Raw genomic sequence first — 12,550 nt, 5'->3', positions numbered from 1 at the left:
TGGCAGATGTCGAGTATTGGACCGGTACCGATGCCGGTGGTGGTGATACTGCTGGGTGCATTGCTGGCCATGGTGGTGGCGCATCTCTGGCCGCGCCGCAAGGGCGAAACGACGCCGCCTTCGGCGGCAAGCATGGTGCTGGACATGCTGCTGATCGGTCTGCTGTGCGGGCGGATCAGTTTCGTCGTACTGAATTTCGGGCTCTATCGCCAGGCGCCGTGGAGCATCCTGCAGATCGCCGACGGTGGCTATCATCTTGTCGTGGTACTGGCCGCGGGCCTTCTGTGGGGCCTCTGGCGGCTGCGTCAATGGCGTGTGCTGCGTGTTCCGGTGCTGGCCGGCGCGTTGCTGGGGGTGACGTTCTGGGCAGGTGGCAGCCACCTGTTGGCAGTCTGGCAGCAACAGCGGATGCCACTCCCTGCGGTGCAGGTGGTGGACCTGCAGGGGCGGTTGATCGATCTGCAGCAGTTCCGGGGCGCACCGGTGGTGCTCAATCTGTGGGCCAGCTGGTGCGGGCCCTGCCGGCGCGAGATGCCGGTGCTGGCCGCAGCGCAGCAGGCTCACACAGGCGTGCAGTTCGTGTTTCTCAACCAGGGTGAAACCGCGGACGAGGTCCGGGAATTCATCGCCGCAGAGCGGCTTGCGCTGGGCAACCTGCTGCTGGACGACTCCGCTTCGGCATCCACCGCGCTGGGCGTGCAGGCTTATCCTTCCACACTGTTCTTCGACAAGGATGGGCGCCTGCGCGAGCTGCACCTGGGCGAACTGACCGCGGCCGGTCTTGAACACAAACTGCGTCGGCTGCGGTAGCCTGCCGCGAGCATCTCACTACGGAGTTCCCATGTTGTCCACTTCCCTGCGTACCGCACCGGCGGTGCTGTTGCTGCCGGTTCTGCTGGCGTTGGCCGCCTGCAGCCAGGCCCAGACCCCGCCAGGCAAGACGGCGGGGGCGGGTGCGCCGGCCACCACCGCCAAGGGCGACCGCCCTGCGGTGCTGAAGGGCATCGAGAAGCACGGTTTCGAAGTCGTTGCCGAATTCGATGCACCGGGCGGGCTGCGCGGCTTCGCCGGCGTGGTGGGCGGGCAGCAGCCCGCTGCGGCCTATGTCACCGCCGACGGCAAGAATGTGCTGGTCGGCAGCCTGTTCGATGCCGAGGGCAATGACGTGGCGGCCGAGGCGGTGGAGAAACTGGTCGCTGCGCCGATGTCGGCCAAGATCTGGACCAAGCTGGACGCCAGTGCCTGGGTGCGTGACGGCAAGGCCGACGCCCCGCGTGTGGTCTATACCTTCAGTGATGCCAACTGCCCGTACTGCCACAAGTTCTGGGAAGCGGCGCGACCGTGGGTCGATGCCGGCAAGGTGCAGCTGCGCCACATCATGGTGGGGGTGATCCGCGAAGACAGCCCTGCCAAGGCGGCTGCCATCCTCGCCGCACGCGACCCGAGCGCGGCGTTGCTGGAGAACGAACGCCAGTTCGACCGAGGGGGCATCAAGGCGCTGCCGAGCATCAGTCGTGAGATCGCCGGCAAGCTCGATGCCAACCAGGTGCTGATGATCGAGATGGGCTTCCAGGGAACGCCTGGCATCCTGTTCCAGGATGCCCAGGGTCAGGTGCAGCGCCGCTCCGGTCTGCCACAGGGGAGCGATCTGCAGACGGTGCTGGGACCGCGCTGAGCAGCGCCATCGCTTTCCTCTGAAGTGCGGGCCCGCATGGCGACATGCGGGCCCGTTGCGTTTGGTGCGGCTGGCGGACACAACCGCTTGCGCACGATCTGTTGCGGGTCACGTCTGAATCGTGACTGAGATCAAGCATTACGCCTTGATTCCAATCAAGGCCAAAAACGACAGCTGTACTAGCCTTTGACGCATGGAATACAGCGTCAACGCGCCCTGCATGCCGCGCCGCAGCCGCCCTGATCCGGGCGCAACGGTACAGCCATTCACGACACTCTCACCCTCCGCTTGTTACCCAGACCGCTGCGGTCGCCACCTCTCTGGCAGCGCGGCCCTGATGGTGATGGCATGGGTGGAGATGGGGCAGTGTCATCGTCCTGTTGCCTGCGAAGGGCAGGCTCGCCGGTGTCGTCAACGCAGTACCCGCATTTCCAGCAACGGCAACGTGTGGCCGGGGCGGCACCTGTGTGCGGCCGGGCAGCGCGATGCAAGTGTTCGCCCGGGGAGGAAGCAATGCGCTTGGCGGTACTGAGTCTGGCCTGCCTGACGGCGCTGGCGATCACGCCAGCGTATGCACAGCAGGGGGAGCCAGAAGATGCACAGGCGTTGCGTCGTGAGATCGCCGCCATGCGGCAGGCGCTGGAAGGCATGCAGCAACGGCTGGACCGGCTTGAACAGCGCGATGCTGCACCGGCGCAGGCCGCGCCATCGGCGGCGACGCCCGTGGCCGCTTCCGCCCCCTCCGATGCCATCCATCGCACCCAGGTGCCGGGCGTGGCGCAGCCGGTGCTGCCGCAACGCGACTCGGTGGCCGACCCGTCCACCGCGGCATCGCGGCCAGACAGCGCCGCCGGTCCGACCGATCCAGACCTGAAGGGGTTCTTCGCGATTCCGGGCACCGATACCGTGATCCGCATCGGCGGCTACGCCAAGCTCGATGCGATTGCCGACTCGCGCGCGGCCGGTGACGAAGACCAGTTCATTCCTTCTTCGATGCCGGTGGGTGGCAGCCACCGCGATGTCTCCAACTTCAATATCCACGCCAAGCAGACCCGCTTCAGTTTCGAGGCGCGGCGCCCGACCACGCATGGCAACCTGCGCTTCTACCTGGAGAACGACTTCTTCGGCAGCAGTGACGGCTACCAGTTCCGCCTGCGCCATGCCTATGGCCAGCTCGGCAATACCTATGCCGGCTATGGCTATTCCAGCTTCATGGATGCCGACAGCCTGCCCGATACCCTCGATTTCGCCGGCCCCGGTGGCGCTGGCTACCTGTTGGTGGCCGGCATCCATCACAGCTTCGCGATGGGCAAGGGCAACACCCTGACTATCGCTGCCGAAGACCCGGAGACCGAGCTGGCCGGTGCCAGTGATGAACGCACCGCGGTGAACCGCTTGCCCGATGTCACGGTAACCGCGCGCATGGAGCGCGACTGGGGCCACCTGCAACTGGGCGCGGTGGCACGCAGCCTGGCCTACGACGGTGCAGGCGAGCGTGACCGGCGCATGGCCGGAGGCCTGCAGCTGAGCGGCTCGGCCTCGGTGGGCGAACGTGATCTGCTGCTGTTCGGTGCGCTGGGTGGCCGCGGCCTCAGCCGTTACACCGCCGACCTGACCGGGTCGGGCCTGGATGCTGTGGTGGATGCCGAGGGCCGTCTGGATGCCCTGGACCTGCACGGGGGCTTTGTCGGCTACACCCACTACTGGTCGCCACTGTGGCGCTCGAACCTGATCGTCGGCCAGCTGACCCTGGAACGTAACGCGGCGCTGGCCGCCGACGCCTTCCGGCAGAGCCGCTACGGGGTGTTCAACCTGATCTGGAGCCCGGCCCCCTCGTGGACCATGGGCATGGAACTGCTGTACGGGCGGCTGGAACAGCAGGGCGGCGCGCGCGGCGACACCGTCCGGGTGCAGGGCAGCCTGCAATACAACTTCATCAAGTAAGCGCGAGCAGTCGTACGCCAGCGTAACCGTCCCCACGCCCGGTCAAGCCGGGCTCATGCCAGTACAGGAGATTGTCATGGCAGAAGCAAAGAAAATCGGGGTGGTCGGAGCCACCTTCCTCGTCGCCGGCAACATGATGGGTTCCGGTGTGTTCCTGTTGCCGTCCAGCCTGGCCAAGATCGGTACCGCCTCGATCTGGGGCTGGCTGATCACCACCGCCGGTGCACTGCTGCTGGCCTTCGTGTTTGCCAAACTCGGCAAGCTGGCACCCAAGGCAGGCGGCCCCTATGCCTATGCGCGTGACTGGTTCGGGCCGTACATGGGCTTCCAGACCAATACCATCTACTGGTTCGCCAACTGGATCGGCAACGTTGCCATTCCGATCGCAGCGGTGGGCTACTTCAGTTATTTCTTCCCGATCCTGTCCGAGCCGCTGGTGCGCTGCATCGCGGTGCTGGTGCTGGTGTGGGCGTTGAGCTTTGCCAACATGATCGGCCCGGCCTTCGTCAGCCGCGTGCAGACGGTCACCACCAGTTTCGCGCTGGTGCCGATCCTGGGCATCGCCATCTTCGGCTGGTTCTTCTTCGACGCCGACATCTTCAAGGGCGCCTACAACGTGTCTGGTGAATCCAACTTCGGGGCGATTTCCAGCGCGGCGGCGCTGACCCTGTGGGCGTTCATCGGCGTTGAATCAGCCTCGGTAACCGCCGGTGTGGTCGAGAACCCGGAAAAGAACGTGGCCCGCGCCACGCTGGCCGGTGTGTTCCTGGCGGCGGTAGCCTACATCGCCAGCTCGTCGGTGATCATGGGCATGGTACCCAACGGCGAGCTGCAGACCTCCGATGCGCCCTTCGCGCTGGCCGCGGCCAAGGCGGTGGGTGGCTGGGGCGGGGCGCTGGTCAGCCTGTGTGCTTTCATCGGTGCGGCTGGCTCGCTGGGTGGCTGGATCCTGCTGACTGCACAGAGCGCCAAGGCCGCCTCCGACGACGGCCTGTTCCCTAGCATCTTCAGCAAGACCAACAAGGACGACGTGCCGGTCAAGGGCGTGCTGATCGTGGCGGTGCTGATGACCCTCGCCGTGCTGGTCACCTCCACCTCGGAAACCGCGTCGGCACAGTTCGACGTGATCACCTCGGCAGCGGTGGTGCTGACCCTGCTGCCGTACATCTACTCGTGCGTGGCCTGCTACTTCGTGGTCGAACGCTCGCACACCATCATCCATACCGGCGCGTTCTGGACGCTGACCAGCCTGACCGTCGTGTACTGCCTGTGGGCGATCTACGGCTCGTCGGGAACCATCGTGCAGTACGCCTTCCTGTTCGTGCTGTTCATCACCGTGTTCTATCCCTTCTTCAGCGAGGAGCGCCGCCAGCAGCGGCAGCGCGCCCGCGAGGCCTCGGCCATCAGCGCCGGCGCCCAGCGTTCCTGAGTTCGACAAGGAGAATCAACGTGTACTTCAAGTCCCTGGACTATCCGGTCATTGTCATCGACAACGACTACGAGTCGCCGCGCATCGGTGGCATCCTGATCCGCGCCCTGGTGGAAGAGCTGCGCAGCAACGACCAGCGCGTGCTGTGCGGCCTGAACCTGGATGACGCCCGCGCCGGTGCCCGCACCTATGTGGCGGCCTCGGCAGTACTGATCTCGATCGACGGCAGCGAGGAGGTGGATGGCGAGTTCCAGCGCCTGACCGCCTTCCTGCGCGAGCAGAGCGCGCGCCGCGCCAACCTGCCGGTGTTCCTGTACGGCGAGCGCCGCACCATCGAGAAGGTGCCGAGCAAGCTGCTCAAGTACATCCACGGCTTCATCTTCCTGTTCGAAGACACCAAGAGCTTCATCTCGCGGCAGGTGATGCGCGCGGCCGAAGACTACATGAAGAATCTGCTGCCGCCGTTCTTCAAGGCGCTGATCCATCATGCGGCCGAGTCGAACTATTCCTGGCACACGCCGGGCCATGCCGGCGGCGTGGCGTTCACCAAGTCGCCGGTGGGCCGCGCGTTCCACCAGTTCTATGGTGAGAACACCCTGCGCAGCGACCTGTCGATCTCGGTACCGGAGCTGGGTTCGCTGCTGGATCACACCGGCCCGATCAAGGACGCCGAGGAAGAGGCGGCGCGCAACTTCGGCGCCGACCATACCTTCTTCGTCACCAACGGCACGTCCACCGCCAACAAGATCGTCTGGCACGGCACGGTGGCGCGCGGCGACGTGGTGTTCGTCGACCGCAACTGCCACAAGTCGCTGCTGCATGCGCTGATCATGACCGGTGCGGTGCCGGTGTACTTCACCCCCAGCCGCAACGCGCACGGCATCATCGGCCCGATCAGCCTGGACCAGTTCACGCCGGAGTCGCTGCAGCAGCGCATCGCTGCCAACCCGCTGGCCAGCAAGGCCTATCAGGCCGGCTCCAAGCCGCGCATTGCGGTGGTCACCAACTCGACCTACGACGGCCTGTGCTACAACGCCGAGAAGATCGCCGACGAGATCGGCAGCGCGGTCGACTTCCTGCATTTCGACGAAGCCTGGTACGCCTATGCCGCCTTCCATCCGTTCTACGAGAACCATTACGGCATGGCCAAGGGCAAGCCGCGTGAGCAGGATGCGATCATCTTCACCACGCATTCCACCCACAAGCTGCTGGCGGCGTTCTCGCAGGCGTCGATGATCCATGTGCGCAACTCGGCGCAGCGCAACCTGGATGCCGAGCGCTTCAACGAGTCGTTCATGATGCACACCTCGACCAGCCCGCATTACGGGGTGATCGCCGCCTGCGACGTGGCCTCGAAGATGATGGAAGGCGACGCCGGCCGTTCGCTGGTGCAGGAAATGCATGACGAGGCGATCGCCTTCCGTCGCGCGATGCTGCACGTGCGCGATGACCTGGGGCGCGATGACTGGTGGTTCAGCGTGTGGCAGCCCACAAAGGTCGAGCGCAGCCTGGACAAGGGTGATACGCCGGCACCGCTGGTGGCCAAGCGCGAGGAATGGTATCTGCAGCCGGATGCACACTGGCACGGCTTCGAGAACCTGGTTGACGACTATGTGCTGATCGACCCGATCAAGGTGACCCTGCTGACCCCGGGCCTGTCGATGGATGGCAGCATGGGCACGCTGGGCATCCCGGCGGCGGTGCTGAGCAAGTTCCTGTGGGGCCGCGGCATCACCGTGGAGAAGACCAACCTGTACTCGGTGCTGTTCCTGTTCTCGATGGGCATCACCAAGGGCAAGTGGAGCACGCTGGTTACCGAACTGATGGCATTCAAGGAACTGTACGACCGCAACGCGCCGCTGAGCCAGGCGCTGCCGTCGCTGGTGGCCGACTATCCGAACGCCTACGCTGGCTGGGGCCTGCGTGACCTGTGTGACGCGCTGCACGCGTTCAACCAGGAGTTCTCGGTGGCCAAGGTGATGCGCGAGATGTACGTGGACCTGCCGACGCCGGTGATGACGCCGGCCGAGGCCTACAACCATCTGGTCAAGGGCGAGATCGAACGGGTCGACATCGAGCAGCTCAGTGGACGCGTTGCAGCCACCATGCTGGTGCCGTACCCGCCGGGCATCCCGACGATCATGCCGGGTGAGCGTTTCGGCGACAGCGATGAACCGATCATCCAGTCGCTGCGCATCGCCCGCGAGCAGAATGCGCGCTTCCCGGGCTTCGAATCGGACGTGCACGGGCTGATCATCGAGCAGGACGGCGATGTGACCTCGTACCGGGTGGAGGTGCTGAAGGCCTGACCGGCGACGGTCGGTCCTTCGGCGGACGATGGAGACCGCGCGCGAGCAACGCATCCTGAAGTTCTCCATCGGAGTCACCATCGCGGTCAGCGCGGTCGGCTTCAGCGGTGGCCTGCTGGTGGGTTCGCAGGCCATCCTGTTCGATGGGGTGTACAGTCTGGTCGACGTGGCGCTGACCCTGGTGTCGTTGTCGGTGCTGCGGCTGGTGGCGCGGGAACAGAGCCCGCGCTTCCAGTACGGATACTGGCACCTGGAGCCGATGGTGGAGGCGCTGGGCGGGGTGATCCTGTCGCTGGCCTGCGTGTATGCGCTGGCCAACGCGGTGATCGGTTTGACCACCGGAGGGCACGAAGTGAAATTCGGGCCCGCACTGTGGTGGGCGGCACTGCTGAGTGCCAGCAACCTGGCGATGGCCGCGTTCGTCGCGCAGCGTGCCCGGCGACTGCGCTCGGCGCTGTTGTGGCTGGACGTGCGTGGCTGGCTGCTGGGTGGCCTGATGAGCCTGGCGGTGGTGCTGGCGTTCGTGCTGGCGCGGGCCCTGCACGGTGGCGACTGGCACCACTGGGTGCCGTACCTGGATTCGATCGTGCTGGCGCTGATCAGCCTGGCGGTGCTGCCGGTGCCGGCGCGCAGCGCGTGGAAGGCGATGCGTGAGGTGCTGCAGGTGGCACCCGACGATCTGGACCGGCGCGTGCAGCAGGTGATGCAGGCATTCGTGGCCGAGCGTGGTTATGCCGGTTTCACCAGCCATGTGGCGAAGATGGGGCGGATGCGCTTCATCGAGATCCACGTGCTGACCGATCCGTCCACCCCTTGGGAACGGTGGGCGGAGTCGATGCGATGCGTGATGAGATCGCCGTGCGGCTGGATGCGCGTGGCAGCACGTTCTGGCTGACCATCGATTTCACCGCCGACCCGGCGTGGACGTAGCGTCGAGCTTGCTCGACGGCTCCACGCATGATTGCCTTATGCTTGCCTGTAGAGCCGAGCCCGTGCTCGGCTGCCGTTCGCATGGGGCAGCCGAGCATGGGCTCGGCTCTACAACTGCCGACCGCGTGAAGCCGTCGAGCAAGCTCGACGCTACGGACTGCGCGATCGTTGCGCATCGCGGACCGGTCTGTTGCACGGAATGCGTTTGACCTCAACCCGGGTTGAGGTCGCAGACTGCCTCGCAGTTCCACACCACCTAGCGCAGGTAGTACTCCACCGGTACCACCAGTTCCTGCGGTGCCTTCATCTCGGCAGGAATGGGCGGCAGCGGCTGCGCGCGGCGGAAGGTCTGCAACGCTGCGTCATCCAGCAACGGCTGGCCACTGGACTGCTCCAGCCGCAGTGCCAGCAGGCGACCTTCGCGGTCGATGCTGGCCCTGACCCAGGCAGTGCCCTGCTGGCGCCGCGAGCGTGCGGCGGCGGGGTAGTAGCGATAACGCTCCAGCCGCGCCATCAGGCGGGCTTCCCACTGGTCGCTGGCGGCGCCGGCCTGGACGTCCGCCGGTGGCGCGTCGGGAGCGGGCGGCGCGGCCGTGATCGATGCCGGTGCGGGACTTGCATCGGTCACGGCCGCTGGCGGGGCGACCGGCAGCGGCTGGCGACCACGGCCACCGGTTTCGCTGGCAGCCAGTTCGCCCTCGCGTGCGGCGGTGGGCGTGGGTGGCGGCGGTGATTTGGCAGGTTGCGAGGCGCGCGCCTGCTGCGCCTGGCTGGGCGTATCGGCCTGGCGTTCCTCCAGCGGCTGCGGTGGCGTGGCCGGTGCCAGCAGACGCAGGCTGATGCGTACATCCTGTTCCGGTGGCGGCAGCGCCAGAGGTGCCGTTACCCAGTGCACCAGCAGCAGCAAGGGCAGCAGGTGCAGGCCGATGGTGATCGCCATGGCCTGCCAGTGTTGACCGCGCTCACTCATCGCCGGTCACCCACAACAGATCGGCGTCAGCGGCATCGATCACTTCGCCGGGCGAGGCGAGGGCGATCACCAGGGCGGGGACGGCCGACGGCAGGTAGCCTGGCACTCCGGTACCGCGCAGCACATGCCAGCGGCCGGCAATCAGCAGCGCCGGTGCCGGTGCGCTGGCCAGTACCTGCGCCATGCGTGTGTCCCGCGCGTGCTGAACGGCCAGCATGCCGTCCAGCATGCCGTCCAGCATCGGTGCTGCGTCCGCGTGCTGGGCCATTACCACCGCCGACAGCCGCTGGCGGGCAGCGGCGACCGGGAAGCGCACCGGGTCGGTCGAAGCGAGCAGCGTGTTGACCTCTCCGCGCGACAGGTTGGCGCCATGCAGCGCAGTTCCTGCATGGGTCGCGGCCTCCACCACAGCGCCGTAGGCGCTCCAGGGCCAGCGCGGATCCCAGTCCAGCAGTTCCTGCAGTCGCGTGCTGTCGGCCTGGTTGCCTTTGCCCAGCCAGCGCTGTACGCGTTGCAGACGTGGCTGACGCTCGCTGGCGATCATCTCCATCACCAGCGCGCCCTGTGCTCGCTCGCGCTGCAGCGCCAACAGCAGCCAGCACTGGGCGGCATGATCGCCCGCCATGTCGTGACGCTCGCCCAGCAGCAGGCGCTGCGCGCCGGCGGCGCGCTGCACGAACGTGGCTTCGTCCAGGGGCTGGCCGCTGGCCAGGTCGATCACCGTGCCAGGCATCGGCTGCGCGCTGGCCAGGGCGGTCAGCGCGAGCAGGCACAGCGGCAGCCAGCGACGGCTAGAACGCCACATTGATGCCCATCGAGACGGTGCGGCCACGGCCGTTGCCGCGGTCAAGGATCGGGCTGAAGATGCTGTCGATCGAGGCATTGTTGTCATAGGACTTGTTCTGCAGGTTTTCGATGTTCAGCCACAGCGTAGTGTTGGCCTGCGGCTTGAAGCTGGCGTAGAAGTCCAGCAGCACACCGGTGCCGCCGGTCTTGCGGGTCTGGAAGAAGTCGTAGCCTTCTTCGGTCGGGCCGGAGTACTCGGCGCGCAGGCCGGCCTGCACGCGCTGCTGCCACCAGCGACCGCCCACGTCCAGGGTCCAGTAGCGATCGGGCAGGGCAGTGATGTCTTCCAGATTGACGAATTCGATGGCTGGCGCGCTGGTGCGCGAGCGGGTCCAGCCGAGCGTGGCGTGGTAGTGCTCGCTGGCGTAGTGCGCCTCCAGCTCGACGCCGTGCATGCGCACCACACCGGGATGGTTCATCCAGCGGGTCGTGGCAGTGAAGTCGTCCGCATCCAGCACATCGGTCCAGGCATTGAGCTGCGGATCGCTGTCGATCGGCACCACCAACGGCTCCACTTCCGGCGGATGCACGATCAACAGGTACTGCGGCTTGATGTAGTCGCGGATGCGGTTGTCGAAGCGGGTGATGCGCAGCTGCGCCAGGTCACCGTCAACCAGCAGCGATTCAGTGCTGAAATTGGCACCGAACTGCAGGTTGCGTGAGCGCTCGCGGCGCAGGAACGGATTGGCACCGATACCGTCGGCGACGCTGGCGTCCTCCAGCGGAATCTTCTCGAAGAACATTTCCTGCACACGCGGCGGCCGCGAGGTGCGCGAGACTTCAGCGAACAACTGCAGCCAGTCGGTGGCCTGCAGTGAGAGCGCCAGACTGGGGCTGAGTGCGCGCTCGCTGCGGCGCACGTCGATGTCGCCGCCATTGATCTGCGTGCATTGGCCCGGAACATCGGAACACGCCGGAATGTGGCCGCCGATGCGATAGCGATCCTGGCGCAGGCCAGCGGTGAGCGCGTAGATGTCGTACTGCAGTTCCAGGGTGCTGAACACGCTGTCCAGCTGGCTGCGGCCCTGCGGGTTGGCGCCGCGCAGGATCGGGGTGTCGGCCACGTAGATGTCCGACTGGTGCTTGATGCCGGTATTCCAGCGCGCCTGCAGGGCGCCGACATCGAAGCGGCTGGTGTTGTCGAGTGTCCAGCTGCTGAGGCTGCTGTGGGTGCGGCGGCCGATGTAGTTTGAATCCTCCACCGGCGGATAGAACAGCCGGGTCTTGTTGCTGGCGAAGGTCGCACGCAGGTCGACCCACGGCGTGTAGGGTGTGTAGTGGTAGCTGGCGCGCTGGTTGCGCGCGGAAATCTGCCACGGGTAGTTGTGGTAGAAGTCGTTTTCGTAGCGCATGTGGCTCAGGTCCAGCCGATGCTGGTCACTGGGCTGCAGGCGCGCTTTCAGCAACCAGCTGCTGGGCTGCTGGCTGCCCGGATCGGCGTTGTTCTTCTGCCCATGGGCGGTGGCGTATTCGCTGCTGCGGCTGCTGCTTGCGGCAGCCAGCAGGCCGAACTGGCGGTCGCCACCTTCTTCGCTGTGACGCCAGGCACCGGCGAAGGTGCGACCATTGCCGTAGCCATTGTTGCCCTGGTGGTAGCCGGCGCGCAGGCCCCAGTCACGGCCCTCGCCGAGCAGATCGTCGATGTCCAGCGTGCGGAAGTTGGCACTGCCGGCCAGCGTACCGGCGCCATCACCGCCGGCAACCGCGCCACGCTGCACGTCCACACCGGCGAGCAGGAACGGATCGACATAGGCGAACGGGCCACCGGAGCCATGCCCGGCGTTGTTGCGGAAGGTCTGGGTGACCCCATCGATCATGGTGTTGACCCGACCCGCGCCGGTCATGCCCCGGATGTTGACCTGCAGCCCGGGCTGGCTGCGCGAATGGAAGCTGTGCGTGCCGGGCATCGAGCGCAGCAGGCTGTTGCCCTCCTGGCGTTCGGCCATGGCCACGCGTTCGCTGCCGACGGTCGGCGCGAAACCATCGTTGGTGGCAGGGACGTACTGGCTGGCACCGGCGCCGGGAGCATGGCCGAGCGCATCGTTGCCCTGCACACGCAGCGGGCCGGTGCGGCGGCTGCCGTCGCCGGATTCGGCCGGTGCCGGCTCCAGCGTGGCGCGGCGTGCATCGATGAAGCGCGGTCGCAGGCCACTGCCGAGCAGCAGGCGCGACAAGGCCTGGGCATCGTCGAAGTCGCCTCGCAGTGCGGGTGCGGTGTGGCCGGCAGGCAGCGCCGCGCCGATCACCAGGTCGACGCCGCTCAACCGGCTGTAGGCATCCAGCGCACTGGCCAGCGGCTGGGCGGGGACATCGTAATGACGCGATGGTGTCTGAGCCTGCGCGTGGGCGGGCAGCAACGGGAACGCGCTGGCGCAGGCCAGCGAGAGGGCGAGGACAAGGGGGCGGTGGTACAGCATCGGGGGCTCCAGGGGCTGACGCAGAGCGTC

8 protein-coding genes and 1 pseudogene are annotated in these 12,550 nt (G+C 66.5%); 6 read left to right on the top strand and 3 right to left on the bottom strand.

All coding sequences use genetic code 11. The features are described from left to right. The first annotated feature begins 6 nt into the window (after window positions 1-6). From N4G47_RS11165 to N4G47_RS11140, 6 genes and pseudogenes are all read left to right on the top strand, one after another. The gene (locus tag N4G47_RS11165) at window positions 7-810 is read left to right on the top strand and encodes a redoxin family protein (protein ID WP_475287151.1); all 804 of its coding nucleotides are present in this window, start codon (window positions 7-9) and stop codon (window positions 808-810) included. 31 nt (window positions 811-841) lie between these two features. Continuing rightward, a complete protein-coding gene (dsbG, locus tag N4G47_RS11160) occupies window positions 842-1,675 on the top strand; it encodes a thiol:disulfide interchange protein DsbG (RefSeq protein ID WP_475287149.1) in 834 nt (277 codons plus the stop codon). A 513-nt stretch (window positions 1,676-2,188) separates the two neighbouring features. Then, window positions 2,189-3,619, top strand: a complete 1,431-nt coding sequence (locus N4G47_RS11155) for a DcaP family trimeric outer membrane transporter (RefSeq protein WP_475287147.1) — start codon at window positions 2,189-2,191, stop codon at window positions 3,617-3,619. 76 nt (window positions 3,620-3,695) lie between these two features. Beyond that, on the top strand, window positions 3,696-5,048 hold the full coding sequence (gene adiC, locus N4G47_RS11150) for an arginine/agmatine antiporter (RefSeq protein ID WP_475287145.1): 1,353 nt from the start codon (window positions 3,696-3,698) through the stop codon (window positions 5,046-5,048). A 20-nt stretch (window positions 5,049-5,068) separates the two neighbouring features. Then, window positions 5,069-7,357, top strand: a complete 2,289-nt coding sequence (locus tag N4G47_RS11145; protein ID WP_475287143.1) for an Orn/Lys/Arg family decarboxylase — start codon at window positions 5,069-5,071, stop codon at window positions 7,355-7,357. Between the two features lie 28 nt (window positions 7,358-7,385). Then, window positions 7,386-8,287 (top strand): annotated as a pseudogene (locus N4G47_RS11140) (cation diffusion facilitator family transporter). Window positions 8,288-8,543: 256 nt separating this feature from the next. Here the strand turns inward: N4G47_RS11140 and N4G47_RS11135 are convergent. From N4G47_RS11135 to N4G47_RS11125, 3 genes are read right to left on the bottom strand one after another with little or no spacing between them, the layout of a single operon-like run. Further along, window positions 8,544-9,257 (bottom strand): energy transducer TonB family protein, encoded by a 714-nt coding sequence (locus N4G47_RS11135; protein WP_475287141.1) that lies wholly within the window; start codon window positions 9,255-9,257, stop codon window positions 8,544-8,546. Beyond that, on the bottom strand, window positions 9,250-10,062 hold the full coding sequence (locus tag N4G47_RS11130) for a ChaN family lipoprotein (protein WP_475287138.1): 813 nt from the start codon (window positions 10,060-10,062) through the stop codon (window positions 9,250-9,252). The genes N4G47_RS11135 and N4G47_RS11130 overlap by 8 nt, the downstream gene beginning before the upstream one ends. Further along, window positions 10,049-12,520, bottom strand: a complete 2,472-nt coding sequence (locus N4G47_RS11125) for a TonB-dependent receptor domain-containing protein (protein WP_475287136.1) — start codon at window positions 12,518-12,520, stop codon at window positions 10,049-10,051. Before N4G47_RS11125 ends, N4G47_RS11130 begins: the two co-directional genes overlap by 14 nt. Window positions 12,521-12,550: the final 30 nt, after the last annotated feature.

This window comes from Stenotrophomonas sp. GSD10, from assembly GCF_056172695.1.
This window is presented reverse-complemented; position numbering and strand designations above follow the sequence as displayed.